We start from the raw sequence: 25,798 nt of genomic DNA, 5'->3' as shown, positions 1-25,798 counted from the left end.
CGGCTGGCGTCGCGCGCCTGACGTCACACGCCCTGACGCGGCCGGAAGAGCAGGTCAGGCTGTCGCGGGACGCAGATCCTTCCGCAGTTCCTTCGGCAGTGAGAACGTGAGCGTCTCCTTGGCCGCTGCGAACTCCTCGGCCGCCGGGTAGCCGAGCTCCACCAGGAAGTCGAGTACCCCGATCACCAGGTCGTCGGGAACGGACGCCCCGCTGGTCACGCCCACCGTGTCCGCGCCGGCCAGCCAGCTCTCGTCGATCTCGCTCGCGTCGTCCACCAGGTACGAGGTCCGGGCACCGGCATCCAGGGCCACCTCGACGAGCCGGACGGAGTTCGAGGAGTTCTTCGAGCCGACGACGATGACCAGGTCGCAGTCCGGCGCGATCTGCTTGACCACTTCCTGGCGGTTCTGCGTCGCGTAGCAGATGTCGTCGCTCGGCGGCGCCGTCATCAGCGGGAACCGCCGGCGGAGCAGATCGACCGTTTCCAGCGTCTCGTCCACCGACAGGGTGGTCTGCGACAGCCAGATCACCTTCTCCGGGTCGCGCACGCTGACACTGTCGACGTCGGCCTGGTCGTTGATCAGCTGGATCGACTCGGGCGCCTCGCCCTGGGTGCCCTCGACCTCTTCGTGGCCGCGGTGGCCGATCAGCAGGATGTCGTAATCCTCCGCCGCGAACCGGCGGGCCTCCTTGTGCACCTTGGTCACCAGCGGGCAGGTCGCGTCGATCACCTGCAGCCGGCGCTGCGCGGCCTCCTCGTGCACGGCCGGGGAGACGCCGTGTGCGGAGAACACCACCAACGCACCCACCGGGACCTCGTCGGTCTCGTCGACGAAGATGGCGCCGCGGGCCTCGAGGTTGGCAACGACGTGTTTGTTGTGGACGATCTGCTTGCGGACGTACACCGGCGCGCCGTACTGCTCCAGCGCCTTCTCCACGGTCACGACGGCACGGTCGACGCCGGCGCAATAGCCGCGCGGGCTGGCGAGCAGGACACGTCGGACTGGAGCTGTCATGGCTTCATGGTAGGTCGCCGAGCAGACCCGGCGGGTCGGCCGCGCACGGCCGGTGGCTGATCCCACACCGATCGGGCACGCCGCGACCGCCCTTCATCGGGGCCGCCCGGTGGCCCCGGTGACGCGACGGGGACCAATGGGGCAGGCTGGTGGCATGGCCATCACGCTTCCGCTGCCTTTTCGCGTTGCCGCCGGACTCCTCGCGACCGGCATCGACCGCGTCCGCGCGCTCCCCGAGGACATCCCCGCGCTGCCCGTCTCGCTCGTCGGCAACGCCATGCGACTGTCCATGAAGGTGCAGCAGGAGATCGCGACGCTGGCGACCCGCGGTGACGAACTGCTGGGCGGGGTGATCGGCGCACCGCAGGAGAGCCCCTCCTGGGCACGTTTCGATGACGACGAACCCCCCGCCCGCACCGCTACACAGCCCCGCCCGGCGACGCCGCCGCGCGCCGGGCGCGATACCGCCGCCCGACCGAAGGCCCGCACAGCGGACGCTCGCCCTGCGCCGGAAAAGGAGAAGGACACCTCCCGCAAGACCCCGGAGGCCTCGTCCCTCCCGCCCGAGACGACGATCGCCATGGCGGCGGCCGTCGAGGTCCCGGACGCCGTCGTCGAGCAGGCATTGGTCGCGACCGACGACGCCGCTTCCGAGGCGGCCGCTCTGGAGCAGGCGGCCATCGAGGATTTCGTCGAGGAGATCGCTCTCGACGCCGAGGCCGCCATCGAGACCGCTGTGCTCGCCGAGGAACTCGTCGAGGAGACGGTGCTCGAGGAAGCCGTGCTGGAAGAAGCGTTGGAGGGCGCGGCCGCGCAGGAGGCGCAGATCGAGGAGGCACTCGAGGAAGCCGCCCTCGACGAGGCGATCCTGGAGGAGGCGGTCGAGGAGGCCGCCGTCGAGGAGGCCCTGCTGGAAGAAGCGCTGGACGAGGTCGTCCAGCAGGAAGCCGCGCTTCGTCAGGCCGTCCAGGAAGCCGCAGTCGAAGAGGCCATCCTCGAGGAAGCGCTCGACGAGGTCGTGCAGGAAGAGATGGCCCTCGAGGATCAGGCCATCGAGGTCGCCACCGAGGGGGCGGAGCTCGAGGACGCCCTCGAGGAGGCAGTGATCGATGAGGTCGTGCTGGAGACCGTGATGCAGGACGCGGTCGACGAGGCCGCGGCGGACGCCGCGGTGATCGAAGAGGCACTGATCGAAGAGGCGTTGATCGAGGAAGCGGTCATCGAAGAGGCCCTGATCGAGGAAGCGGTGGCCGAGCAGGCGTTCATCGAGGACGACGACCAGGATCTGCCGCTGCCCGGTTACGACCGGATGACCCTTGCCCAGGTGCGGGGTCACCTTCGTGAGCTGACCGCCCAGGACGTCGCCGATCTGCTGGAGTACGAACGCGCGAACGCCAACCGCCCACCGTTCCTGACGTTGCTCAGCAACCGGATCGTCACGCTGGACGCCCAGAACTCGTGAGCACGGCCGCACGATCCGACAGCTCCGGCGGTCGACCCGCACTGCCGGCCAAGGCCGGTGAAACGACCCGCGAGAACCCCTGGCCAGTCAGGGCTCTCGCCCAGCGAATGGCCGAGTATGTGTCGAAGGCACCCGCTGCCTGGGTGGAGGGTCAGCTCGCCCAGGTGAGCATGCGCTCCGGATCGCAGATGTCCTTCCTGACCCTGCGGGATCCGTCGGTGTCGATGTCGCTGTCCGTCGTCTGCTCCCGATCCGTGCTGACCGCCCTGTCGCCGCCGCCCACCGAGGGCTCACGGGTGGTGGTGCACGGGCGGTTCGAGTTCTACCCGGCCCGCGGATCGCTCACCTTCCGGGTGGACCAGATCCACCCCGTCGGGCTCGGCGAACTCCTGGCGCGGCTCGAACGGCTCCGGCAGCTGCTCGCCGCCGAGGGACTGACCGCACCGGAGCGCAAGAAGCCGTTGCCGTTCCTGCCCGGCGTGGTCGGACTGATCACCGGGCGTGCCAGCGCCGCGGAGTCCGACGTGCTGGCCAATGCGCGGGCCCGCTGGCCGGCCGTCCGGTTCAAGGTCGAGAACCCATCGGTGCAAGGGGTTTCGGCAGTACCGCAGCTCATGGAGTCGCTGGCGAAGCTGGACGCCGACCCTGCCGTCGACGTCATCGTGATCGCCCGCGGCGGCGGCAGCGTCGAGGATCTGCTGCCGTTCTCGGACGAGGCGCTGTGCCGGGCGGTATCCCGGTGCCGGACACCGGTGATCTCCGCCATCGGTCACGAACCCGACCACCCGATCATCGACGACGTGGCCGACGTGCGGTGCTCGACGCCGACCGATGCCGGCAAGCGGGTCGTTCCGGACGCCGCAGGCGAGTTGCGCCAGGTCGAGCAGCTTCGTGGGCGGGCCAGGCGCGCGCTGACCGGCTGGGTGAGCACCGAGCAGGCGCGGCTGCGAAGGCTGACCTCCGCCACCGTCCTGGCCGACCCGCTGACCCCGATCGCCGGCAGGGTCGCCGATGTCAGCCGGTTGCGGGACCGCGGTCGGGCGCAGGTCACCATGACCCTGGAGCGCATCGACCGGGACATCGCGCACCGCCGCGCCCAGCTCTCGGCACTCGGCCCGGCCGCCACCCTCGCCCGGGGCTACGCCGTCGTCCAGACCGGTCACACCGTGCTGCGCTCCATCACCGAAGCACCGGTCGGCACCGAGCTGAGGATCCGCGTCGCCGACGGCGCCCTGCATGCCACCACCACCGGATCCGAACCGGCCGAATGATCCCGACATCACCGACACCGACACCGACACCGACACCGACTGCAGCACAGGAGTTCTGATGACATCGTCCTACGAGCAGGCGCGGGACGAACTCGCTTCGGTGGTGGCCCAGCTGGAGTCCGGCGGACTCTCCCTGGACGAGTCACTCACCCTGTGGGAGCGCGGCGAGCACCTGGCCGGCGTCTGCACCCGATTCCTCGAGGAAGCCAGGGAGCGGGTCGAGGCGGCCCTGCGGAAATCGGAGCAGCAGGAACTGGACGAGCAGCAAGCGGCTGCGGGGTCAGACGCTTAGGAACGGCCGATTCCGGACGGCATGAGTCGGAACCCGAGCGGTACGTCACCGGCGTCGGTACCCAGCTGGACGATGCGGTTCTCGGCGTCGACGAACACCACATTCGCCGCCCTGCTGCGCGCTTCCGCGTCGGTCAACATGCCGTAGCCGATGACGATGACCACGTCTCCCGGATGCACCAGGTGCGCTGCCGCACCGTTGATCGACACCCCGCCCCGGCCGCGGTCACCGGCGATGACGTAGGTGGTGAGCCGGGCGCCGTTGGTGACGTCGACGACGTCGACCTGTTGGCCCGGGAGCAGATCCGCAGCGTCGAGCAGATCCGCGTCGATGGTGATGGAACCCACGTAGTTCAGGTCCGCGGCCGTCACCGTCGCCCGGTGGATCTTGCCGATGAGCATCGGACGGAGCATCGTTGCCTCCCGGGACTGGTCGAGCGTTGACCTGATGAGCGCGCCCAAGGATCACACGGACGGGTCGACCACCGCCGGTGAATGTGGTCACACCCCTTCGGTCAACCCGTGGTCGACGAGGCCGTTCAGCCGCGGCCGACGTACGGCATCGCGCTGGCCATCACCGTCATGGTCAGGACGTTCGCGGCGAGCGGCAGGCTCGACATGTAGAGCACGGCGCGGGCGACGTCGGCGACGTCCATGGTGGGTTCGACGCGCAGGCTGCCGTCCGGCTGCCGGGTGCCCCCGCTCCACTGGGCGGTCAACGGGGTGGCCGCGTTGCCGACGTCGATCTGGCCGCAGGCGATGCCGTAGGGCCGGCCGTCCAGCGAGGTGGACTTCGTCAGCCCGGTGATCGCGTGCTTGGTCACCGTGTACGCCGTGGACCGGACCCGCGGTACATGGGCGGAGATCGACCCGTTGTTGATGATCCGGCCGCCCTGCGGCTGTTGCGCCCGCATCACCCGGAAGGCCGCGCGGGTGCAGAGGAAGGCGCCGGTCAGATTGACCGCGACGACCTGGTTCCACTCGTCCAGCGGTATCTCGTCGGGCTCCCGGGACGGGGCGAACATGCCGGCGTTGTTGAACAGCAGATCTACCCTGCCGTGCTCGGCGACTGCACCATCGAAAAGGGCGGCGACGGCGGCCTCGTCCGTGACGTCGGTCGGCACGGGGTGCAAGCCACCGGTCAGGTCGGCGCCGCTCGCGGCGACGTCGGTGAGCGCGGACGCGCGGCGCCCGGCAAGGACCACCTGCCACCCCTCGGCGGCGAGCGCGAGCGCCGTGGCTGCGCCGATCCCACTGCCGGCTCCGGTGACCACGGCGATCCGGGAGTCCTCCGACTGCTGTGCTGATGACTGCTGTGCTGATGACGACATCGACCGAGCGTGCCATGGCCGGGACAGACCACCGAGGGCCAGGGTTTAGCCTGCGTCAATGGATCCGATGGCCGCCCTGCGTCGGATCGCCTTCCTGCTCGAGCGCTCGCAGGCTCCGACCTACCGGGTCAAGGCCTTCCGCACCGCGGCGCTGACGCTGGCCGGACTCGCCCCCGGTGAGCTCGAGAAGCGCGTGCAGGCAGGCACTCTGGTCGATCTGCCGGGGATCGGGCCGAAGACGTCGGCGGTCGTCCAGCAGGCGGTGTCCGGCCGGACCCCGGACTACCTGGCCGATCTCGAACGCGACGCGCGTCCACTGGCCGAGGGTGGCGAGGAGATCAGGGCGGCGCTCCGCGGTGATCTGCACTCGCACAGCAACTGGAGCGACGGCGGGAGTCCGATCGAGGAGATGGCCGTGACCGCGGTCGAACTGGGCCACGAGTACCAGGCACTCACCGACCATTCCCCGCGGCTGACGGTGGCCAATGGGCTCACGGTCGAGCGACTGGAGAAGCAATTGCGGATCGTCGCCACGCTGAACAAGCATCTCGGGGACTTCCGGCTGCTGTCCGGCATCGAGTGCGACATCAACGAGGACGGCACCCTCGACCAGACCGACGACCTGCTCGGGCGGGTCGACATCGTCGTCGCCTCGGTGCATTCCAAGCTGCGGTCGGAGGCGGCGGCGATGACCAGACGGATGCTGCGGGCCATCGAGAACCCACGGACCGACATCCTCGGGCACTGCACCGGGCGACTGGTGACCGGTGGCCGCGGAACCCGCCCGGAGAGCCAGTTCGATGCTTCCAGGGTGTTCGCCGCCTGCGCCGAGAACGGCGTGGCGGTCGAGATCAACAGCCGGCCAGAGCGCCTGGACCCGCCGCGCCGGCTGCTGCGGCAGGCGGTCGACGCCGGCTGCCTGTTCAGCATCGACACCGACGCGCATGCCCCAGGTCAGCTGGACTGGCAGTCCTACGGGTGCGCGCGGGCCGCCGAGTGCGAGGTGCCGCTCGGCCGGATCGTCAACACCTGGCCGGTGCAGGACCTGCTGGACTGGACGAACCGCCGCTGACTGTCAGGTCGTCACCGCAGCGGCGCCGGCGAGAACCCGGAAGTCCTCCGGCGACGCACTACCGGTGATCAGATAGGTGACCCCGTCGACGGATCGGAACCAGGCCTGCTCGGTGCGCCGGCCGGTCGTCACAGTCCACTCGGCACCACTGACCGTTTCGGTGCCCTTCGCCGGACCGGCGGCGCCGACCTCGGCGGTCAGCACGTCGGTCACCGCGCCGCTCGACTGGACCAGGGTGATGAAGCGGCCCGCCTCGGTGAGCCAACCGGCCCGGGCCGCGGGCGGCTGCGCCGGGCTGCCCGGCTTCTCGGTGAAGGAGAACGAATTCGGCGTCCACCCGGCGGGTATGTCGGACGGGATGACGACCGGGAAACCGACCAGCGGTGGCGCCTTCTCCAGTCCGCCCGTGACGTCCGCGGTGACGACCTGACCGCCGGACGGACCGCCCGGCGAGAAGCTCACCCCGCCGTACATGCCGACCAGGACAAGGGTGACCACGGCGATCAGGCCCATCGAGAGCGCCATGTCACGCAGGGTGTTGGGTCGTCGTCGGGCCACCAGACCATGGTTGCACGAGCGACGCCGCTGCCCGGGTGTGACCGAGTCGGGTCGACGTCGGTTGGTCGCCGGGTGACCGCCCCGGATAGCGTTGGCACATGGCAGATCACAACGGCGAGGTCGACTACCGCATCGAGCACGACACCATGGGCGAGGTCCGAGTACCCCGGAACGCCAAGTACCAGGCGCAGACCCAGCGGGCGGTGGAGAACTTCCCGATCTCCGGCCGTCCCCTGGAGCGGTCGCAGATCAGGGCGCTGGCGTTGATCAAGTCCGCGGCCGCGACGGTGAACGTCCGGCTCGGGGTGATCCCCGCCGAGATCGGCGAGGCCGTGAAGACCGCCGCCGACCGGGTGGCGGCCGGTGAGTTCGCCGGCGACTTCCCGCTGGACGTGTTCCAGACCGGTTCAGGCACCAGCTCGAACATGAACGCCAACGAGGTCATCGCCACCGTCGCCGCCGAGTCGTTCGGCTCCAAGGTTCACCCGAACGACCACGTCAACGCCTCCCAGTCCTCGAACGACGTGTTCCCGACGTCGATCCACGTCGCGGCGACCGAATCCGTGGTCCGCAACCTGCTGCCCGCACTGGAGCACCTGGAGCAGGCCCTCGAAGCCAAGGCCGTCGAGTGGGCGACCGTGGTGAAGTCCGGCCGGACGCACCTGATGGACGCCACGCCCGTCACCCTCGGGCAGGAGTTCGGCGGTTACGCCGCGCAGATCCGCAATGGCCGGGAGCGGCTCACCTCATCGCTCCCCCGGCTCGCCGAGCTGCCGCTGGGCGGAACCGCTGTCGGTACCGGCATCAACACGCCGCCCGGGTTCTCCGCCGCCGTCATCGAGGAGTTGGCGGCGACCACCGGCCTGCCGTTCACCGAGGCGCGCAACCACTTCGAGGCGCAGGCCGCCCGGGACGGTCTGGTCGAGGCATCGGGTCAGCTGCGGACGGTCGCGGTCAGCCTGTTCAAGATCTGCAACGACCTGCGGTGGATGGGCTCCGGGCCCACCGCCGGGCTCGGCGAGATCGCGCTTCCAGACCTGCAGCCCGGCTCGTCGATCATGCCCGGGAAGGTCAACCCGGTGCTGCCCGAGGCCACGATGATGGCCTGCGTCCAGATCATCGGCAACGACGCGACCGTCGCGTTCGCCGGCACCCAGGGCAACTTCGAGCTGAACGTCATGCTGCCGGTGATCGGTCGCAACCTGCTGGAATCGATCAACCTGCTGACCAGCACCAGCCGGGTGCTGGCCGACCGGTGCATCGTCGGCATCACCGCCAACGTCGAGAAGATGCGGGCCTACGCCGAGTCGTCGCCGTCGATCGTCACGCCGCTGAACAAGTACATCGGCTACGAGGAAGCGGCGAAGATCGCCAAGCAGGCGCTCAAGGAGAACAAGACGATCAAGACGGTCGTTCTCGAACGCGGGCACGTCGACAACGGCACGCTGACCGCCGAACAGCTCGACGCGGCGCTCGACGTGCTCTCGATGACCCACCCGTAAACACGGCACCCGTAAATACGGGTGGCCCGGCTTACCGCCGTTGGTCGGGGCCGGGCTCGCCGCCGCTCGGCGGCTGGTCGGGGGTGTCGTCCTCGTCGGGCGTCCACGCCTGGGTTCCCGGCCCATCGATCGGATCGGACGCCGGATCGGACGCCGGCGGCCGGTAGCCCTCACCCTGGCCCTCGCCGAGCGGCGAGCCGTAGGGACCGCGACCCTGGTTGTGGTCCGCTGGCGGCAGGATCTCGGTCGGTCCGGCGGGGTCACCTCCCGGATAGAGATCTTCCCGACCGGACAGCAGACCGTAGGGGTCGGCACCGGCCGGCGGCCCGCCCGGTGCGACCGGGGGCAGGAAGACCGTCGGGGCGTCCGATCCCGGGTCGTAGCCCGGCGTGCCGTAGGTGCCGGCCGCCTGCTCACGGGCCGCGGCGTCGGTGATCTCCTGCTCGTCCCGCTCGCGCTGCTGCTGTTCCTTGTTGCGCCGGTACACCACGATGCCGGTGATGATGGCCGCCAACGCCACGATGCCGAGGATCAGCCACAGCCACCACAGGCTGGACCCGTCGTCATCCGAGGTCCCCGCTGCCGCAGTCGGTGTGACGGCCGTGGACGGCGCGGCACTGCTGCTCGCCGAACTGCTGGCCGGCGGGGAGGACGTCGACGGACTCGAACTGGAACTGGGCGTCGAGGTCGACGACGGGGTCGATGAGGGCGTCGACGAGGTGGACACCGGCGGCGCCGTCACCTGGAAGCTGGCCACTCCCACCGTCCGGGACTCCTGGCCGATCGCCTCCAGCCGGTGCGTCCCGGCGGCGAAGTCCGGGGGTACCACGAACTCCGCCCGCGCCACCCCGGTTTCATCGGCCTGCACCGGTGACAGCGTCAGCGGTGCGGAGAACAGGGTGAGGTTGACCTGCTCGCCCGCCTGGAAGCCGGAAAAGACCACCAGCTGGGTCCCGCCCGCGACGATCGAGGCGCTCTGCACGACCTGGACGATCGCCGTGCCGGGTGCGGTCGGCGCCGTCGAACTCGGCGTGGTCGGCGGCGGCTCGCTGGATGAAGTCGGCGGTGCGGCGAAGGCCAGCGGGACGGCGTTGTCCTCGGCACGGATGGAGTCGTCGTCGCTGGCCGTGTAGAGCGAGCACTTCCCGGTGACGCAGTTGACGTCGCCCTCGTCGACCTTCGGCAGGGCCAGCGTGACGGAGAACGACCCGTCGGGTCCCCACGCCGCCTTGACCCCGCCGGCGCCCTCGCCGTCCGCCGTGATGTGCGCCCAGCCCGTCGTCGTGTTGCCATCCGGGATGGGGCCCCCGACGCACTTCGTCAGCGTCTCCGGAGCGCCGGAGCCATCCTGGCAGACGGCGATGAAGAGGCCGTGATCGACATCGAACCCCTTGCCCTGCACGGCAATCGACGCATTCTCGACCGGCAGGCCGGTGGTCGAGTCGACGACCAGGGTACGGGTCCCGTTGGCCGTGCTGACCGGGGTCTCAAGGCCCGCCGGTTCCGGCGCGGCAACGGGTGGGTTCGGTGCCGCCTGCGCCGGGACGAACGTGATGAGCAGGGCGGCGGCGCCGATCGTCACCGCCGCCAGTGCTCCGGCAGCGTTGCGGGCTCGTCTCATCGGCACCTCTCCAGGTCGGCGGCGCACATCCGGACGCCCGCACCTCACTGTGCCGGTTGCCCGTGACGGGCGCACGCCGACCCGCCGGGTCACGCCAGGTCGGGCAACTCGAGCAATTCGGTCACCAGCGCCGCGATCGGTGACCGCTCGGACCTGGTCAGCGTCACGTGCGCGAAGAGCGGGTGGCCCTTGAGCGTTTCGATGACGGCGGCGATGCCGTCATGCCGGCCGACGCGGAGGTTGTCCCGCTGGGCGACGTCGTGGGTCAGCACCACCCTGGAGTTGGTGCCGAGCCGGGAGAGCACGGTCAGCAGGACGTTGCGTTCCAGCGACTGCGCCTCGTCGACGATCACGAACGAGTCGTGCAGCGAGCGGCCCCTGATATGGGTCAGCGGCAGCACCTCGAGCATGCCCCTGGCGATGACCTCTTCGATGACGGCCGGCGAGGCAACGGCGGACAGCGTGTCGAACACCGCCTGCGCCCACGGCTGCATCTTGTCGTTCTCGCTGCCGGGGAGGTAGCCCAGTTCCTGCCCGCCGACGGCGTACAGCGGCCGGAACACGACGACCTTGCGGTGCGCGCGGCGCTCCATCACCAGTTCGAGTCCCGCGCACAACGCCATGGCGGACTTGCCGGTTCCGGCCCGGCCGCCGAGCGAGACGATGCCCACCTCGTCGTCCATCAGCAGGTCGAGCGCGATCCGCTGCTCTGCCGACCGGCCACGGAGCCCGAATGCCTCACGTTCGCCGCGGACCAGCCGGATCTGCTTGCCCGGAGTCACCCGACCAAGGGCGGAACTGGACGACGTCACCAGCTTGACGCCGGTGTGACACGGCAGTTCCCGCGCCTCGTCGACGTCGATCAGCCCGGTGTGGAACAGCGTGTCCACCTGCTCGCTGGTCACCGGCAATTCAGCCATTCCGGTCCACCCGGACGGCACGATGTCCTGCGCGTGGTACTCGTCCGCGGCCAGGCCGACGGCCGAGGCCTTCACCCGCAGCGGCATGTCCTTGGTGACCAGGATGACGGTGTTGGCCGGTCGCTCCAACGCCAGGTTCAGCGCGCAGGCCAGGATGCGGGAGTCGTTGCTGTCATTGCGGAATCCAGCCGGCAGCACAGCTGAATCTGTGTGGTTGAGCTCGACATGCAGGGTCCCGCCGGGGGCGCCGACGGGCACCGGAGAGTCCAGCCGGCCGTGATCGATGCGCAGCTCGTCGAGGATGCGCAGGGACTGCCGGGCGAAGTACCCGAGCTCCGGATGGTGCCGCTTGGCCTCGAGCTCGCCGATCACCACCAGCGGCAGGATCACCTCGTGTTCGTCGAAACGGTTGAGCGCCCAGGGATCGGACAGCAGAACGGAGGTATCGATGACGTACGTCAGACGCTGGTCGCCGGATGCGCCGGGCGGCGCCGCGGCACCTCCGTGATTGGTGGGGTTCAGATCTGTCGTGCTCGATGCTGTTGCCGGGACTGCGGGGGCGGAACGGCGTGCAACCACGAGCGGCTCCCAAGCGGACGCGGACCAGCACGTCCGGTTCTTCGAGAAGGGCCGGCGGTGTCCCTTCGGCCTCCGACAACTCGTCGGATGGCACGGGGGCCCGGTGCCGGCCCCCTCGTGCTCGGTGCTGCATCAGCGGCACGCACGATCGGGGCCTCCCGTGTGACCGCTTGTCCTGCGGCTCACTCCTCGGACGCTACCCGCGGGATTTCGCGGAACCCTGCTAACACGCGAACAAGCCCGTGAACATCAGGTTGCCGGGCCGTTGCCGGTTCCCCCACCTGCGCTGCCGGCCGGCGGCGTATCGACTCGCGGTGCGCCTGCGGGCGGTGCATCGGAGGGCGGGGGTTGCACCGGCATTGCCCGCACCGGTAAGGCCTGCGCCGGGGGTGCTTCGGCCGGAGCCGGCACGGCGGCGGTTCCGGTGGCCCTGGGCAGGACGACCGTCATGGTGAGACCGCCTCCCGGAGTGTGAGAGGCGTGGATCTCACCGCCGTGCGACCGGACGATCGCCGCCACGATGGACAGCCCGAGACCGGTGCCGCCGTTTGCCCGGCTGCGCGAGGCGTCGACCCGGTAGAACCTGTCGAACAAACGCTGCAGATCCTCGTCAGACACCCCCGGCCCGTTGTCGCTGACCGTGACGGCGATGTCCTGGAGCCCCGGGAGCACCGAGACGGTGGTGGTCGTCCCGGGCTGGGTGTGGGTACGCACGTTGCCCAGCAGGTTCGCGAACAGCTGGTGCAGGCGCAGCCGGTCCCCCAGCACCACGACCGGTCCGAAGCTGCCGGCCAGTCGCCAGGTCCGGCTCGGGTCGATGACGGCGGCGTCGTCGACCACACCGGTCAGCAGCTCGGACAGGTCGACCGATTCGTGCATCATGGTGCGTTCGGCGTCGGCCTGGATCAGCGTCAGCAGGTCCTCCACCAGCGCACCCATCCGCCGGGACTCGAATCCCATACGCTGCATGGCGCGCTCGACCGCTCCGTCGTCGGGCAGGGCGCCCGCCGCGTACAGGTCGGTGTACCCACGGACCGCGGCGACCGGTGTCCGCAGTTCGTGGGAGGCGTCGGCGACGAATTGCCGCAGCCGGTGCTCGCTGCGGCGCCGCTCGTCGAGCAGGGTGGAGATGCCGTCCAGCATGTCGTTGAACGCCACGCCCAGCCGGCCGATCTCGGTCCCAGGGTCCGACTCGTCGACGCGGCGCTGCAGGTCGCCCTGCGCGATCGCGTCCGCAGCCGTCGCCATTGATTCCAGCGGACGGAGCTCCCGGCGGATCACCAGACCGGCCGTCGCGCCCAGCAGGACCAGCAGGCCGCCGGTCACCAGCAACTCGACCAGGATGAGCCGGCGGAACGTCTGGTCGATGTCGGTGAGCGGCATCCAGGCCACCAGGTAACCGGGCCGCTCGTTGATCGCGACCTTGAAACCCCGTGCCCGATAACGATTCTCGGGGTTGGAGGAATCCGGCACGGTGACGGGGCCACTGGTCGACCAGTCGATTCCCGCCACGTCCGGATTCGCCGTGCTGTCACTGACCGTCGGGACCTCGACCAGCGATATCCCGGAACCCGACACGGACGACCAGCCGATCTCGCCGCGCAGTTGCGCGAGGCTACTGAGGTCGGACAGCATCCTGGCGCTGACGTTCGAATCCCGGCTGATCGTGGTGATGACGCCGGTGAGGGTGGCGTCCTTGGCCGCGATGGCGGCATCGCGCACCACCAGCGGCAGCACGATGTTGACCGCGACGAGTGCAACGGCCGCGGTCGCGACGACCAGGGCGATCAACCTCGCCCGCAGGCTCCACCGGCGGTGCGAGACGGTGTTCACCGGCCGCCGGCCGGTGACCTGCGAGCCCGGGCTGGACGGTCGCATGCTGGTCGGCGGTAGCGCCGGCGGTGCTGCGGCCGTGTCCACCGTGTCCTGCCCCCGTCCGGTTCTCATGCCTGCTCAGCGTGCGGCACGGTCACCGCCGCTGGCCGCGCAGGACGTAACCGAAACCCCGATGGGTGTGAATCAGCGGCTCGCCCGTCGCGTCGATCTTGCGCCGCAGGTAGGAGATGTAGGTGGCGACCACCGAATCGTCACCGTAGAAGTCGGTTCCCCACACCGCGTCAAGCAGCTGCTGGCGGGACAGCACGACGTTGGCGTTGATCATCAGGTGACGCAGCATCTTGTACTCGGTCGGTGCCAGCTCGATGGGTTGGCCCGCCCTCGTCACCTGGTACGTCTCGGGGTCTAGCTCCAGGTCGGCGACCCGCAGGACGCCGTCCTCGGCGGCGTCCGGGCGGGTGCGTCGCAGCACCGCGGCGACCCGGGCGGCCAGCTCCTCCAGACCGAACGGCTTGGTCACGTAGTCGTCGCCGCCCGCGGTCAGGCCGGCGATCTTGTCGGCAGGGGTATCACGCGCGGACAGGAAGACGACGCCGGATCCGACACCGGCGGCGCGGACCCGTTTCATCACCTCGAGACCGTCGAAGTCCGGCAGCATCACGTCGAGGATGATCAGGTCGGGGTGGCTGTCCGTGGCGATCCGCACCGCTTCGCGGCCGGTGGCGGCGACCGCGACCTGATATCCGAGGAACCTCATCGAGGTTGCGACGATGTCCTGCAGGGACGGCTCGTCATCGACCACCAGCAATCTGGCCTGACCACTCATCGGTACTCCCTCTTGGCGCGGTCACCGTGGACCCGGCATACGTCGGCCAGCTCACCAGAGCCGAACCGGACACTCCGAAGAATCCCATGGGAACTGCCCATGAAGGCCGGCTTTGCGCGCCGCGTCGAGGCGGTTGTCAGGCGGCCAGCTCCGCCTGGACGACGGCGGGCGTCAACGGCTCGTCCAGCAGTCGTTGGAACCGTTGCAGCGCAGTCGTCTCCGGCGATCGCGCAGTCAGCCATGGCCGGAGCAGTCGGTCCCCCTCGACGTAGGTGGAGGTGTACGCGCGCCACAGCGGATCGGTGAGGAAGCGCATGCGTTGACGCGCCTGCTCCTCGCTCGACATCGCCCAGCGCTGCTGGTAGGCGACGACGTCCTCGGGGTCCGCGCCCCGGTCGTGCAGCAGGATGGCGGCGTTCTGCCGGACGGTGTTCAGCGGCCGTGACGCGACCTCGAGCGCCTCGACCACCTCCGGGTCGAACCTGGGACCGATGCCGTCCAGCACCTCGGCCAGCCAGCGTCCCCAGCCGTCGCCGACGGCGGCGGTCAACGCGAGGTCGCCGAGCCCCTCGGCCATCAGGCACTGCGGGGTGTTGACCAGGAAGATCGTGTGCTCGGCCTCGCCGCCCCGGTTGACCAGCAGGTCCTCCTTGCGGCAGTGCTCGGTGTGGTGGCCGGGGTAGCACTCGTGTGCGACCAGCACGCCGAACTGGCTCATCCGGTGTCCGATGTCCGCGTTCACCGCCACCCGTGACCGGTAGCCACCGAGGTAGTAGTTGAAGCCGCTCCACGCGACGTCACGGGCGATCTCGAAGTCGATGTGCTCGGGCAGTCCCGCGAGCCCGGTCGGCCCGGTGACCCGCTCTCGCAGAGCGGCCGCCACGGTTCGCACCGCCCGCTCGACCAGTTCGGGCGGGCAGGTCTCGGCGGACCGGAATGCCGACAGCCGATCTGCCACGGGGCCGGAACCGCCCAGGATCGTGGAGAGCTCGTCGTGGGCCGCCGCGTAGACGTCGGTGTCGACCTCCTGGATCCGGACCTGGAAGTAGCTGTGCACCTCGTCGATGAACGACATGGCCTCCCCCGCGAGCCGGCGGCCGGCCACCGCCAACGCCTCGAGGTGAGCCGCGATGAAGGCCGCCCGGGGAGCTGACAGGCCGGCGTCCGGCACCGCCGCGGACAGTGCCGCGGCCTGCCGGGAGAGGTCCGCGGGATCCGGGGCCGGCTCGTCCGCGACCTGTTCGCGCAACGCCGGATCGCCGGTGTAGGCATCGACGAACCCGTCGACCACCCTGTCGAACCGCAGGCCCAGCTTCAGATACTCGGTGACCAGATCCACGCGGTCAGGGTAAACGCGGTCAGGGTAAACGCCGAGCTCATTCGCCGTAGCGACGGTGCCGGGCGGCGTAGTCGCGGAGCCCGCGGAGGAAATCGACCCGCCGGAAGTCCGGCCAGTAGGCCTCGCAGAACCAGAACTCCGAGTGCGCGCTCTGCCACAGCAGGAACCCGGACAGCCGCTGCTCCCCGGAGGTGCGGATCACCAGGTCGGGATCCGGCTGGCCGGAGGTGTACAGGTGTTCGCCGATGGCCTCGACGTCCAGTGAGTCGATCACCTCGCGAATACCGTGGCCCTCCTCGATGCCGGTCTCCAGCATCGACTTGACCGCGTCCACGATCTCCTGCCGGCCGCCGTAGCCGACCGCGATGTTGACCTCCAGGCCGCTGCGCGAACTGGTCCGCATCTCGGCCGCGGTCAGCCGGGTGGCCATCGCGTCGGGCAGCAGCTCCCGGGCACCGACGATCCGCAGCTTCCACGGCTGGCCGGGTGCGGCCAGCTCGTCGACGACGTCGGTGATGATCTCGAGCAGCGGCAGCAGCTCGTCGTCGGCCCGGCGGAGATTCTCGGTGGAGAGCAGCCACAGGGTGACCATGCCGATGCCGGCCTCCTGGCACCATTGCAGCAGGTCGGCGATGTGGGCCGCCCCCGCCCGGTGCCCCTCGGTCGGGTCGGTGAATCCCGCCTTGCGGGCCCACCGACGGTTGCCGTCGAGCATGACCCCGACGTGATGCGGGATTTGCGCCCCGACCAATTCCCGGGTCAACTTGCGTTCGTAGACGCGGTAGACCAGCGACGGGAGCCTCACGGGTGTTGACCCTACTGTCGCGCGGCCGGCGTGACGGCTTGTCGGCGCCGGTGGGGGACCGGGATCACCCGACGGCCCGCTGCCCAGATTCGCATCGATCGAGGACGATGGAGCCATGACGACAGCAGAACTCGCCGGCGCGGCGGTTCACGGCAGACCGCGGGCCCGCGGTTGGATCCACGTGTACTCGGCGATCGTCGCCGTGGTGATGAGCCTGGTCCTCATTCCGATGGCCGCGGTGTTCGACGGCCTCGGCGCAGCTTTGGCTTGCACCGTGTACGCAATATCCCTCGTCGGGTTGTTCAGCGTCAGCGCGATCTACCACCGGCACACCTGGGTCTCACCCCGGGCCAGGACCTGGATGAAACGCGCCGACCACTCGATGATCTTCATTTTCATCGCAGGCTCGTACACGCCGCTGGCCACCCTGGCGCTCACCCCGCCGACCAGCACCGTTGTGCTGATCGTGGTGTGGGTGGGCGCTGCGGGCGGCGTCGCGTTGAAGATGCTGTGGCCGCATGCACCGCGGTGGCTGGGGGTCCCGTTCTACCTGGGCCTCGGCTGGGTGGCGGTGTTCGTCCTCCCCGACATCCTGCGGAGCGGTGGGGTGGCCGTCCTCGTGTTGATCGCGACCGGCGGGGTGCTGTACTCCGTCGGCGCGATCTTCTACGCGTTGCGCAAGCCGAACACCTGGCCGGGGACGTTCGGCTACCACGAGTACTTCCATGCCTGCGTGACGCTGGCCGCGCTGTGCCATTGCGTCGCGATCTGGCTGCTCCTGCTCTGCGTCAGCTGAGGTCCGGCCCCTTGTCGCGGAGCCTGGTGACCTCTTCCATGGCGTTGCGCAAATCTCCGAGCCAGGTGTCGGCGTTCTGGCCGAGCAACCTGACCGCCCACACGACCGCATCCGAACGTGACCGTGCGACGCCGGACTCGACAAGCGTGTCCAGGATCTGCCGTTCCGGCTGACGCAGACGGGTCATCACCGGCGCCGAGAGCGTGGTGAACAGTTCCTCGGAACCTCCGAGGCGTGCGCCCCAGGAGATCTCCCTGCCGTACCGGTGCTGGCCCTGACGGGCGATCTCGATCCGCTGCTCCCTGGTGTCCTCCCGGAAGCGTGAGATCCGTCCTGCCTCGGCGGCCGCACGAGCGGCCTCGTCGGCGAATTCCTCGGTGAGCGCCGGCAACTCGCCGACGATGATGATCTCGTCACGATCGACGCTGACGTCGGGCGCACCGGTGAACCACTCGTCGGGCAACCGACCGGCGAACCATGCGGCCGCGTCGGAGGCGTCAGGCGCCTCGGGCGCACCGCCCCGGCCACGACCGCGCGGGCCGAATCCGCGACCCGGCCCGTAACCGCCGAAGCCCGGACCGCCGCGACCGGCTTGACCCCGACCGCCGCCGCCACCTCTACCGTGCCCGTGCTTTCCGGGCCCTGCTGGGCCGGGCTGCTCGCCCTCGCCCCAAGCTGCGAAGTATCCCTTCATCGGAGCCTTCCTTTCTGTTAGGTACGTTGCAATGATTACAACGTTACACCCGCTACAACGCATGTGGGAGCGGTTTGTTCCCCAGCAAAGGTCAGAAGGTGTGCAGCACCGAACGGGGGCTTGGGACGGGCGTCAGGGTGCAGCAGTACGCATGTGCCCGCCGGCGGCGTCGCACATGCGGACAACGATGATCAGGCCGAGATGATCAGGCCGAGATGATCGGCTCGCGGGATCACGCAGGTGGACGAGGCGATCGCTCGCCGACCGGCTCGGAGCCGTCTTCGACCACATCAGACCCGGCTCGTTCAGCCTCGGCAGACTCTGCGTCGAGGGGCTGGGCCCCCTGCTCGGCGATCGGACCGAACGACTTCGGGACCTTGCGCATGTTGCGGTTCATCGAGCGCAGCAGGAAGAAGGTCGCGACGCACATCAGCAGGATGACCAGCAGACCGACGGGCGCCGCCTTGCCGAACTCGGCACCCTTGCCGGTCGTCGGATCGATGTCGGCCGGCGGGGCCTCGGCCAGCGCCTGCATGGCCGTCATCAGCAGGCTCATGCCCGATCCCGGGCGGCTCGGTCCAGTTCGGGTTGGGACCGGTCGCGGAGACCGGCGAACAGGTCGTCCTCCGGCAGCGGGCTGTCCACCAGTGACCGGGCCAGCTCATAGTCGTCGGTGCCCCAGATCTCGGCCTCCAGGTCGTGCGGAACCGCGAACCAGTGCGAGTCGGGGTCGATCTGCGTCTCGTGCGCCTTGAGCGCGGCATCCCGGTGCTCGAAGTACTCCGCGACCGGGACCTTGGTCGTGATCCGGCTCGCCGGGTCGGGACGCGGATGCTCGGCGAACCGCTGGATCCACTCGTCGAACGGTCCCTCCCCGGTTCGTTCCTTCACGGCGTCGTTGATCGCCAGGATGCGCTCACGGGAGAATCCGACGTTGTAGTACAGCTTCAACGGCTGCCACGGCTCGCCCGCCTCGGGGTACGCGTCAGGGTCGCCGGCCGCCTCGAACGCGCCGACCGAGACAACGTGGCAACGGATGTGGTCCGGGTGCGGGTAACCGCCGTTCTCGTCATAGGTCGTCATCACGTGCGGCCGGTACTGCCTGACCACCTTGACCAGCGCCGCAACCTCCTCCTCTACCGGGAGCGCCCCGAAGGAGCCCTCCGGGAGGTCCCAGCTTTCCGGCGGCCCCTCGTGGTAGCCGGAGTCGTGGAAGCCGAGCCAGACGTGCGCGACCCCGAGAATCTCTGCAGCGCGGGCCATCTCGGCAATGCGCAGTGCCGGGATGTCGATGCCGTCGACCGCGAACTTGGGGTTGAGGATGTCACCGCGCTCTCCACCGGTGCAGGAGACGACGACGACGCCCGCGCCCTCCGCGGCGTACTTGGCCAGCGATGCGGCGCCCTTGCTCGACTCGTCGTCCGGGTGCGCATGCACGGCCATCAGGCGGAGCGGCGCGAGCCTTGCGGCGTCGTCCCGCTCGGCGACCGGATCGGTCGCCGCTGTGCCCGCGGGCGCCGGACCGGACGTATTTGTCGCGGCGCTGTCCGCCACCGACGTATTGCCGTTACTCACCGTGTGCCGCTCCCCTTTCGGTCCCGCCTCACTGCCGGGCTCCGTCCATTCTCCACCGCGCACCGACAGTCTCGAACCAGCCGCCGGGATCGGCCGGCGGAATGCTCATCGCCGCAGGTCACAGCCTTCCCCACGGGCTTCGTCGGCATGTGATGGCGACTCGGTGGCCGGCCCGGAGCGCGCATGAAATCGGACTGTAGGTCTTCCTATCGTGGTAGAATTGGTGACGCCAACGGCCCCTGGACGGGGCCGTGACGTGTTTCTCGGGCCCATTGCGAGCGGTTACACCGCATCGCAAACGGTTCAGTACGTCAGCACAACCCCCGCGTCACCGGATCCCCGGTGCTGCGCACGATATCTGCAGTAGTGAGGAGTTGCCATGACCGGCACAGTCGTGACTTGGCTGACCCAGGACGCCCACGACCGCCTCAAGCAGGAGCTCGACGACCTGGTCGCTCACCGCCCGGTCCTCGCGTCGGAGATCAATGCCCGCCGCGAGGAAGGCGACCTGAAGGAGAACGGCGGCTATCATGCCGCCCGCGACGAGCAAGCCAAGCAGGAGGCAAGGATCAGGCACCTGCAGGAGATCCTGCGCAGCGCCCAGGTCGGCGTCCCGCCCGCCGACGACGGCGTTGTGGAGCCGGGGATGGTCGTCACCATCGCCTACGACGGCGACGACAACGACCGCGAGACCTTCCTGCTCGGCTCCCGCGAGGAGGGTGTGCACGGCTCGTTGCAGGTGTACTCCCCGCAGTCACCGCTCGGGCAGGCCATCCTCGGCGCCAGCCGCGGCGAGTCCCGCGAATACGTCCTGCCCAACGGGCGGGTTCAGAAGGTCAGCGTGGTGGACGCCAAGCCGTTCGCCGGCTGAGCTGTCCCACCCGCCCCTCGGCGGAGAGCCGTCCGACGGCCGCGACCCGGTGTATTCACCGCGTCGCGGCCGTTGCCTTCTGCTGTCTTCTCAGCTCGCTCGCTCATCATGACTCCTACTCTCGCCCCGATGGTCTACTCTTACGGAAGGGGAGGGTTGACAGAGAGTGATCTGTTGATCCTTGAGGAGAGCGTCTGTTAGACGATACGGGGAGTGGCGTGACCGCAGTCGGCCAGCGATTCCATCCGCGCAATAACAGCGTCAACGCTCTCCGGCTGGGCCTTGCGATTCTGGTCCTTGTCTCGCACACCCTCAAGTTGCACGGCGGTCAAGATCCCCTCGCCGAGCGCACCAATGGCGCCGTCGACATCGGAACCGTTGCCGTTGACGGCTTCTTCGCGCTCAGTGGCTTCCTCATCGCCGGGAGCTTCCTCAGTTCGCCGTCGGTGTGGCGCTATCTTTGGCGGCGGTGCCTGCGGATCCTCCCCGGTTTCTGGGTCTGCCTTTTGGTGACCGGGTTCGTGCTGCTGCCGATTGCGCAATTGCTGCAGTACGGCAGCATGTCCGGATACCCGTGGACCGGCGATCTGTCAGTTGCTGGATACATGATCGGCAATTCCGCGCTGTACATCCAACAGTACGAAGTCCGCGGCCTGCTCGGCGGACAGGCAGTCAACGGGTCGCTCTACACACTGTTCTACGAGTTCGTCTGCTACTTGGGCATTGCGGTACTCGGGGTTGCCGGACTGCTCAGCCGCAGGCGGTGGATCGTTCTGGTGATCGCATCGGTCGCCTGGCTCGCGAGCTTTGCCGATCTGGTTACCGATGGGGGTTTGACCGGGGGCAGCGTCACCGCCTCGATCTTTCTTCGGTTCGGTTCGATGTTTCTTGCCGGTGCAGTCTTGCGGTTGTGGTCTGATCGGATTCCGCTGAACTGGTTCTTCGGCGCCGGCGCGGCCGTAGCTTTCGCGGGCGGATTGGCGGCCGCAATCTTCATCGGATCCGACCCTGCCGGTCGGCTGGCCTACGTCTTGATCGCTGCCCCGGCAGTCGCGTATCTGGTCCTTTTGCTCGGGTCGAGTGCCCGCCTGGCGCGCGTTGGGGCGAAGCGCGACTTGTCGTACGGCGTATACGTGTATGCCTGGCCAGTGCAGGTCCTTCTACTGCTGGTCGGCGCGGAGGGGTGGTCGGTCTTGGCCTACTTTGCAGCGTCGCTGGTCATCACGTTGTTCCTGGCGTTGCTCAGTTGGACGCTGGTGGAATCACCAGCACTGGCACTGAAGTCATGGACGCCCCGCCGACTGGTGAGGCCAGGAAGTCAATCCGCCCCGCGCTGAGTTGCGATGACGCCGCCAGGTGTGACCCTCTACGACGCGTCAGCGCTGTTCCAACACGCGGAAGCCGGCCGCGGCCAGCGCCTGTACGATCTCCGCGCAGTGCGGTGCTCCCCTGGTCTCCAGCCGCAGGGCGACCTCGACATCACCCAGCGGCAGCGACGAGCCGACCCGGGAATGCTCGACGTCCACGACGTTCCCGCCCAGGTCGCCGACCAGTGCCAGCAACGAGGCCAGTGAACCCGGCCGGTCGATGATCTCCAGCCGCAGCGAGAGGAAACGACGCGCTGCCACCAGGCCGTGCTGGGTGAGGTGCAACAACACCAGCGGGTCGATGTTGCCGCCCGAGAGCACCGCGACCACCGGCGGCCGGAATGCCTCGGGGTGCGCCATGATGGCCGCAACGGCCGCGGCACCGGCCGCTTCCACCACCAGCTTCGCGCGTTCCAGGCACAGCAACATGGCCTGCGAGAGCTGGTCCTCCGACACGGTGACGATCTCGTCGACCAACTCGCTGACGTGCGCGTAGGTCAGCGCCGTCGGCTCCCCGACGGCGATGCCATCGGCGAGTGTCGACATGTTCCGCAATCTGACGGGCCGGCCCGCCCGGAGCGATCCCGGCCAGGCGGCGGCCTGTTCGGCCTGCACCCCGACGATCCGGACGTCCGGGCGCAGGGCGCGGACGACAGCGGCCACGCCGCTGATCAGCCCGCCCCCGCCCGCAGCCACCACCACCGTTGCCAGCTCGGGGACCTGCTCGAGGATCTCGAGGCCGACCGTGCCCTGACCGCGCAACACGTCGGGATGGTCGAACGGATGGACCAGCACCGCGCCGGTCCGGGCGGAGAACTCGGTGGCTGCGATGAGCGCGTCGTCGAGCGACTCACCGACGAGGTCCACGGTGGCGCCGTAGGCCCTTGTCGCGGTCAATTTGGCGATCGAGGCCCCGACCGGCATGAACACGGTCGCTTTCGCGCCGACCAGATCGGCGGCGAGAGCCACTCCCTGCGCGTGGTTGCCGGCCGACGCCGCCACCACCCCGGCCGCCTTCTCGGCGGGGCTGAGCCGGGAGATCCGCACGTAGGCGCCGCGGATCTTGAAAGATCCGGTCCGCTGAAGGTTCTCGCACTTGAGGAAGACGGGCCCGCCGACCGCATCGGCCAGCGGCCGTGACGATTCCATCGGCGTGTACCTGGCAACTCCCCGCAGCAGCTCAGCTGCTTCCCGGACGTCCTCGACGCTCACCTGTTCCATGGGTGCATCCTGCCAGCGGCCGCCAGGGCCGGCGGCCTCAATCAAGGGCTCGGTTCAGGCAGCCGATCCGCCGCTACGCGGCCAGTAGGCGTCGGGCAGCAGCACCACCGCGGCGGCGCCGATGAGCCCGGCGGTCCCGCCGAGCACCGCCGGCACCAGCCGGGGGGTGGCGGCGAAACCCAGCGCCGCATACCGGCTGTACGCGGCGGCCAGCGGGTCGAACAGCAGCGGACCCACGGCGGCCACCCCGCCGCCGACCACCACGAGATCCAGGTCGAGCAGGGTGACCGCGCCGGCGATCGCCAGACCGAGCGCCTCGCCGGCCCGGCGGAACGCCGCCACGGCCACCGGGTCACCGGCATCGGCGGCCCTGGCCACGGCGACGGCCGTCCCGTCTCCTCCGGTGAACCCGTTCGCCTCGGCCCAGCGGGTCAGCGATGGGCCGCTGGCGATCGCTTCCAGGCACCCGGTGCCGCCGCAGACGCACCGCGGGCCGGCGGGGTCGACCGAGATGTGGCCGATGTGGCCCGCGTTGCCGGTCGAGCCGGCCACGGCACGACCTCCGAGCACCAGGCCACCACCGACTCCGGTGGACACCACCATGCCGAGTACACCGTCATGACCCCGCGCGGCACCCTTCCAATGCTCGCCGACGGCCATCGCCACGCCGTCGCCGATCATCCCGACCGGCACCCCGAACCGGTCGGACAGCCTGTCGCGCAACGGGAACGATCGCCAGCCGGGAATGTTGACCGGCGAGACGGTCCCGGCCGCCAGATCGAGCGGCGCCGCCGTTCCGACGCCGATCGCCGGCGCCAGACCGCCCGTGCCGAACGCCAGACCCGTGGAATCCAGTACCCCGTCGACGGCCGCGACGGCCGCGCCGAACACCTCGTCCGGGTCGGTGCTCCGCGGCGTCGGCACCCGCTCGGTGGCGACGACCTCACCGTCCTCGTCGACGACGGCGGCCGCGAATTTGGTGCCGCCGATGTCGAGAGCCATTGCCAGCCGACGGTTCTCGTCTGCCATCAGTCGAGCGCGTCCCGCAGATCGACCAGCAGGTCGTCGAGGTCCTCGATGCCGACCGACAGCCGGATCAGGTCGTTGGGGACCTGGAGAGAGGACCCCACGACGCTGGCGTGCGTCATCAGTCCGGGGTGCTCGATGAGCGACTCCACGCCGCCGAGCGACTCGCCGAGGGTGAACAGCCGGGTGCGCTCGCAGACCTTCAGCGCCTCGTCCTGACCGCCGACCATGGTGAACGACACCATGCCGCCGAAGCGCAGCATCTGGCCCGCCGCGACCTGATGGCCCGGGTGATCGGGAAGCCCCGGGTAGTACACGCGGCCCACCCGGGGATGCCCGACGAGCAGATCCGCGATGCCCTCGGCGTTGTCGCAGTGCCGTTCCATCCGGACGGCCAAGGTCTTCACGCCGCGCAGGGTGAGCCAGGCATCGAACGCGCCGGGGACGCCGCCCATCGATTTGGTGTGGAAGGCCAACGCCTCAGCGAGGGCGTCGTCGTCGGTGACCAGTGCGCCGCCGATGACGTCCGAGTGCCCGCCGATGTACTTCGTCGTCGAGTGCAGGACGACATCGGCGCCGAGGGCCAGCGGCTGTTGCAGATACGGCGAGGCAAAGGTGTTGTCCACCAACAGTTGGGCGCCGGCACCGTGGGCGATGTCCGCCAGTCCCGCGATGTCGGCGATGGCCAGCAGGGGGTTGGTGGGCGTCTCGCACCAGACCAGCCGGGTCTCCGGCCTGATCGCCGCACGGACCGCATCGAGGTCGCCCAGCGGCACCGAGGAATACGTCAAACCCCATGGCACACCGATCTTGTCGATCAGCCGGAAGGTCCCGCCATACGCGTCGTCGGGGATGATCAGGTGGTCATCGGGCCGCAGGACCGCACGGATCATGGTGTCCGACGCGGCCATCCCGGAGGCGAACGCGTGACCGTGACGGCCGCCCTCGAGGCTGGCCAGTGCCTGCTCCAGTGCCGTCCGGGTGGGGTTCCCGGCCCGTGAGTAGTCGTACCCCGCCCTGGTCTGCCCGACCACGTCCTGCGCGTAGGTGGACGTCTGATAGATCGGGACGACCACGGATCCGGTCAGCGGATCGGGGTCCTGGCCGGCGTGGATGGCACGGGTGGAGAACCCGTCATCGGACTGCAACGTCATGCGGGTCAGGGTAATGCGGCTCCCCGACCGCCCTTCACATGCCGGGCCAGAGCACCGCGCCGGATTCCGTGGTGCCGATGACGGTCGACGGTTTGGCAGCTGCCCGGCTCTTCCCGATCCAGCGCGCGGTCGCAGGCAGCAACCCGAAGACGGCGACCACCACGCCGCCCCAGAACAGCGGCCACTGGTTCACCACGACCGTCGCGCCGTCGCCGCCGTACCCGAGACCGTAGTGCGCCCAGGCCGTCGTGCCGATGGAGATCAACGCACCCAGGATGAGCAGCTTGCGGCCGCGGCGGAACAACAGCAGGACGGCACCGATCGTCATCAGCACCGCCGCGAGCGCCCAGCCCACCGTGGGCACGGCGACGGTGTCCAACTCCGACGTCAACGCGTCCTGCTCGGCATCGGTCAGATTGCCCATGGCACCGTCGATGACGTCGCGGATCACCGGGTACGCCTGCTGGCCGATCACCCACGAGGTGATCAGGGCGACCGTCGCGGTGAGGATCGCTGACAGCGTCGCGGACAGATCGTCCTGCTGTGGCGACTCGTAGGGAGCCGGTAGGTAGCTCACGGGACCTCCCCTGCGATCGGTGACCACGATCGGTGACGCAGGCCAATGGTAGGCCGAAGCGGGGCATTCGCGTGCGGAACACCCAAT

At 69.4% G+C, this 25,798-nt stretch carries 25 protein-coding genes; 8 read left to right on the top strand and 17 right to left on the bottom strand.

The genetic code is table 11. From position 1 onward, the window contains the following. Nucleotides 1–54 precede the first annotated feature (54 nt). A complete protein-coding gene (locus ACVBEQ_RS07085; RefSeq protein WP_447153570.1) occupies nt 55–1,017 on the bottom strand; it encodes a 4-hydroxy-3-methylbut-2-enyl diphosphate reductase in 963 nt (320 codons plus the stop codon). A 154-nt stretch (nt 1,018–1,171) separates the two neighbouring features. On the opposite strand from ACVBEQ_RS07085, the gene ACVBEQ_RS07080 reads away from it, so the two are divergent. Genes ACVBEQ_RS07080 through ACVBEQ_RS07070 form a run of 3 tightly spaced genes read left to right on the top strand, consistent with a single transcriptional unit; the run spans nt 1,172 to nt 4,042 of the window. Next, the gene (locus ACVBEQ_RS07080; RefSeq protein ID WP_447153569.1) at nt 1,172–2,479 is read left to right on the top strand and encodes a lipid droplet-associated protein; all 1,308 of its coding nucleotides are present in this window, start codon (nt 1,172–1,174) and stop codon (nt 2,477–2,479) included. Then, the gene (xseA, locus tag ACVBEQ_RS07075; protein WP_447153568.1) at nt 2,476–3,750 is read left to right on the top strand and encodes an exodeoxyribonuclease VII large subunit; all 1,275 of its coding nucleotides are present in this window, start codon (nt 2,476–2,478) and stop codon (nt 3,748–3,750) included. Before ACVBEQ_RS07080 ends, xseA begins: the two co-directional genes overlap by 4 nt. Nucleotides 3,751–3,808: 58 nt before the next feature. After that, nucleotides 3,809–4,042, top strand: a complete 234-nt coding sequence (locus tag ACVBEQ_RS07070; RefSeq protein ID WP_447153567.1) for an exodeoxyribonuclease VII small subunit — start codon at nt 3,809–3,811, stop codon at nt 4,040–4,042. Here ACVBEQ_RS07070 and panD read toward each other — a convergent pair. Further along, nucleotides 4,039–4,455 (bottom strand): aspartate 1-decarboxylase, encoded by a 417-nt coding sequence (gene panD, locus ACVBEQ_RS07065; RefSeq protein ID WP_447153566.1) that lies wholly within the window; start codon nt 4,453–4,455, stop codon nt 4,039–4,041. The genes ACVBEQ_RS07070 and panD overlap by 4 nt on opposite strands. A 125-nt stretch (nt 4,456–4,580) precedes the next feature. Beyond that, complete coding sequence (locus tag ACVBEQ_RS07060; RefSeq protein WP_447153565.1) at nt 4,581–5,372, bottom strand: SDR family oxidoreductase; 792 nt, start codon at nt 5,370–5,372, stop codon at nt 4,581–4,583. 58 nt (nt 5,373–5,430) lie between these two features. On the opposite strand from ACVBEQ_RS07060, the gene ACVBEQ_RS07055 reads away from it, so the two are divergent. Continuing rightward, entirely contained in the window at nt 5,431–6,444 is a 1,014-nt protein-coding gene (locus tag ACVBEQ_RS07055; RefSeq protein WP_447153564.1) for a PHP domain-containing protein, read from the top strand. 3 nt (nt 6,445–6,447) lie between these two features. Here the strand turns inward: ACVBEQ_RS07055 and ACVBEQ_RS07050 are convergent, their stop codons facing one another. After that, nucleotides 6,448–7,002, bottom strand: coding sequence for a DUF4245 domain-containing protein (locus tag ACVBEQ_RS07050; RefSeq protein WP_447153563.1), 555 nt, complete (start codon nt 7,000–7,002; stop codon nt 6,448–6,450). A gap of 98 nt (nt 7,003–7,100) precedes the next feature. On the opposite strand from ACVBEQ_RS07050, the gene ACVBEQ_RS07045 reads away from it, so the two are divergent. Then, on the top strand, nt 7,101–8,504 hold the full coding sequence (locus ACVBEQ_RS07045) for a class II fumarate hydratase (RefSeq protein WP_447153562.1): 1,404 nt from the start codon (nt 7,101–7,103) through the stop codon (nt 8,502–8,504). Nucleotides 8,505–8,535: 31 nt separating this feature from the next. Here ACVBEQ_RS07045 and ACVBEQ_RS07040 read toward each other — a convergent pair whose 3' ends face one another. The 6 genes from ACVBEQ_RS07040 to ACVBEQ_RS07015 all read right to left on the bottom strand — a co-directional run bounded on the left by ACVBEQ_RS07040 (nt 8,536) and on the right by ACVBEQ_RS07015 (nt 16,430). Continuing rightward, the gene (locus ACVBEQ_RS07040) at nt 8,536–10,125 is read right to left on the bottom strand and encodes an ICP22 family protein (protein WP_447153561.1); all 1,590 of its coding nucleotides are present in this window, start codon (nt 10,123–10,125) and stop codon (nt 8,536–8,538) included. An 89-nt stretch (nt 10,126–10,214) separates the two neighbouring features. Next, complete coding sequence (locus ACVBEQ_RS07035) at nt 10,215–11,507, bottom strand: PhoH family protein (protein WP_447153610.1); 1,293 nt, start codon at nt 11,505–11,507, stop codon at nt 10,215–10,217. Nucleotides 11,508–11,873: 366 nt separating this feature from the next. Further along, nucleotides 11,874–13,571, bottom strand: coding sequence for a sensor histidine kinase (locus ACVBEQ_RS07030; RefSeq protein WP_447153560.1), 1,698 nt, complete (start codon nt 13,569–13,571; stop codon nt 11,874–11,876). Nucleotides 13,572–13,593: 22 nt separating this feature from the next. Continuing rightward, nucleotides 13,594–14,286, bottom strand: a complete 693-nt coding sequence (locus ACVBEQ_RS07025; protein ID WP_447153559.1) for a response regulator transcription factor — start codon at nt 14,284–14,286, stop codon at nt 13,594–13,596. A 136-nt stretch (nt 14,287–14,422) separates the two neighbouring features. After that, nucleotides 14,423–15,625 (bottom strand): DUF885 domain-containing protein, encoded by a 1,203-nt coding sequence (locus ACVBEQ_RS07020; protein ID WP_447153558.1) that lies wholly within the window; start codon nt 15,623–15,625, stop codon nt 14,423–14,425. Between the two features lie 37 nt (nt 15,626–15,662). Next, nucleotides 15,663–16,430 (bottom strand): isoprenyl transferase, encoded by a 768-nt coding sequence (locus ACVBEQ_RS07015; RefSeq protein WP_447153557.1) that lies wholly within the window; start codon nt 16,428–16,430, stop codon nt 15,663–15,665. A gap of 115 nt (nt 16,431–16,545) precedes the next feature. Between ACVBEQ_RS07015 and trhA the strand changes: the two genes are divergently transcribed. Next, complete coding sequence (gene trhA / locus ACVBEQ_RS07010; protein WP_447153556.1) at nt 16,546–17,226, top strand: PAQR family membrane homeostasis protein TrhA; 681 nt, start codon at nt 16,546–16,548, stop codon at nt 17,224–17,226. On the opposite strand, the gene ACVBEQ_RS07005 is transcribed toward trhA, so the two are convergent. The 3 genes from ACVBEQ_RS07005 to mca form a co-directional block, all read right to left on the bottom strand. Beyond that, on the bottom strand, nt 17,219–17,920 hold the full coding sequence (locus ACVBEQ_RS07005; protein WP_447153555.1) for a hypothetical protein: 702 nt from the start codon (nt 17,918–17,920) through the stop codon (nt 17,219–17,221). The two genes, trhA and ACVBEQ_RS07005, sit on opposite strands and share 8 nt — an antisense overlap. A 232-nt stretch (nt 17,921–18,152) precedes the next feature. Beyond that, nucleotides 18,153–18,455: a hypothetical protein gene (locus tag ACVBEQ_RS07000; RefSeq protein ID WP_447153554.1), complete on the bottom strand. Its 303-nt coding sequence runs from the start codon at nt 18,453–18,455 to the stop codon at nt 18,153–18,155. A 17-nt stretch (nt 18,456–18,472) separates the two neighbouring features. After that, nucleotides 18,473–19,363, bottom strand: coding sequence for a mycothiol conjugate amidase Mca (gene mca, locus ACVBEQ_RS06995; RefSeq protein WP_447153609.1), 891 nt, complete (start codon nt 19,361–19,363; stop codon nt 18,473–18,475). Nucleotides 19,364–19,874: 511 nt separating this feature from the next. Between mca and greA the strand changes: the two genes are divergently transcribed. Further along, nucleotides 19,875–20,366 (top strand): transcription elongation factor GreA, encoded by a 492-nt coding sequence (gene greA / locus ACVBEQ_RS06990; RefSeq protein WP_447153553.1) that lies wholly within the window; start codon nt 19,875–19,877, stop codon nt 20,364–20,366. Between the two features lie 218 nt (nt 20,367–20,584). Beyond that, complete coding sequence (locus tag ACVBEQ_RS06985; RefSeq protein ID WP_447153552.1) at nt 20,585–21,703, top strand: acyltransferase family protein; 1,119 nt, start codon at nt 20,585–20,587, stop codon at nt 21,701–21,703. Between the two features lie 39 nt (nt 21,704–21,742). Here ACVBEQ_RS06985 and ilvA read toward each other — a convergent pair whose 3' ends face one another. The 4 genes from ilvA to ACVBEQ_RS06965 are packed head-to-tail and all read right to left on the bottom strand — an operon-like array spanning nt 21,743 to nt 25,711. Continuing rightward, on the bottom strand, nt 21,743–22,954 hold the full coding sequence (gene ilvA, locus ACVBEQ_RS06980; protein ID WP_447153551.1) for a threonine ammonia-lyase: 1,212 nt from the start codon (nt 22,952–22,954) through the stop codon (nt 21,743–21,745). Between the two features lie 54 nt (nt 22,955–23,008). Then, a complete protein-coding gene (locus ACVBEQ_RS06975; protein WP_447153550.1) occupies nt 23,009–23,983 on the bottom strand; it encodes an ROK family protein in 975 nt (324 codons plus the stop codon). After that, nucleotides 23,983–25,134: a cystathionine gamma-synthase gene (locus tag ACVBEQ_RS06970; RefSeq protein WP_447153549.1), complete on the bottom strand. Its 1,152-nt coding sequence runs from the start codon at nt 25,132–25,134 to the stop codon at nt 23,983–23,985. Before ACVBEQ_RS06970 ends, ACVBEQ_RS06975 begins: the two co-directional genes overlap by 1 nt. A gap of 34 nt (nt 25,135–25,168) precedes the next feature. Continuing rightward, nucleotides 25,169–25,711 carry a hypothetical protein gene (locus tag ACVBEQ_RS06965; protein WP_447153548.1) on the bottom strand — a complete coding sequence of 181 codons (543 nt, stop codon included), beginning with the start codon at nt 25,709–25,711 and terminating at the stop codon, nt 25,169–25,171. Between the last annotated feature and the right edge of the window lie 87 nt (nt 25,712–25,798).

Source organism: Nakamurella sp. GG22 (assembly GCF_052976845.2).
Note: the sequence above shows the minus strand (reverse complement) of the source record. Positions and strands in the feature narration are given on the sequence as shown.

Coding starts and splice junctions, on each gene's coding strand:
- ACVBEQ_RS07070 (WP_447153567.1), top strand. CDS start 3,809: ATGACATCGTCCTACGAGCAGGCGCGGGACGAACTCGCTTCGGTGGTG.
- ACVBEQ_RS07030 (WP_447153560.1), bottom strand. CDS start 13,571: ATGAGAACCGGACGGGGGCAGGACACGGTGGACACGGCCGCAGCACCG.
- ACVBEQ_RS07085 (WP_447153570.1), bottom strand. CDS start 1,017: ATGACAGCTCCAGTCCGACGTGTCCTGCTCGCCAGCCCGCGCGGCTAT.
- trhA (WP_447153556.1), top strand. CDS start 16,546: ATGACGACAGCAGAACTCGCCGGCGCGGCGGTTCACGGCAGACCGCGG.
- panD (WP_447153566.1), bottom strand. CDS start 4,455: ATGCTCCGTCCGATGCTCATCGGCAAGATCCACCGGGCGACGGTGACG.
- ACVBEQ_RS06970 (WP_447153549.1), bottom strand. CDS start 25,134: ATGACGTTGCAGTCCGATGACGGGTTCTCCACCCGTGCCATCCACGCC.
- ACVBEQ_RS07045 (WP_447153562.1), top strand. CDS start 7,101: ATGGCAGATCACAACGGCGAGGTCGACTACCGCATCGAGCACGACACC.
- ACVBEQ_RS07060 (WP_447153565.1), bottom strand. CDS start 5,372: ATGTCGTCATCAGCACAGCAGTCATCAGCACAGCAGTCGGAGGACTCC.
- ilvA (WP_447153551.1), bottom strand. CDS start 22,954: ATGGAACAGGTGAGCGTCGAGGACGTCCGGGAAGCAGCTGAGCTGCTG.
- ACVBEQ_RS07025 (WP_447153559.1), bottom strand. CDS start 14,286: ATGAGTGGTCAGGCCAGATTGCTGGTGGTCGATGACGAGCCGTCCCTG.
- greA (WP_447153553.1), top strand. CDS start 19,875: ATGACCGGCACAGTCGTGACTTGGCTGACCCAGGACGCCCACGACCGC.
- ACVBEQ_RS07080 (WP_447153569.1), top strand. CDS start 1,172: ATGGCCATCACGCTTCCGCTGCCTTTTCGCGTTGCCGCCGGACTCCTC.
- mca (WP_447153609.1), bottom strand. CDS start 19,363: ATGGCCGTGCATGCGCACCCGGACGACGAGTCGAGCAAGGGCGCCGCA.
- ACVBEQ_RS06975 (WP_447153550.1), bottom strand. CDS start 23,983: ATGGCAGACGAGAACCGTCGGCTGGCAATGGCTCTCGACATCGGCGGC.
- ACVBEQ_RS07000 (WP_447153554.1), bottom strand. CDS start 18,455: ATGCAGGCGCTGGCCGAGGCCCCGCCGGCCGACATCGATCCGACGACC.
- ACVBEQ_RS07005 (WP_447153555.1), bottom strand. CDS start 17,920: ATGAAGGGATACTTCGCAGCTTGGGGCGAGGGCGAGCAGCCCGGCCCA.
- ACVBEQ_RS07055 (WP_447153564.1), top strand. CDS start 5,431: ATGGATCCGATGGCCGCCCTGCGTCGGATCGCCTTCCTGCTCGAGCGC.
- ACVBEQ_RS07040 (WP_447153561.1), bottom strand. CDS start 10,125: ATGAGACGAGCCCGCAACGCTGCCGGAGCACTGGCGGCGGTGACGATC.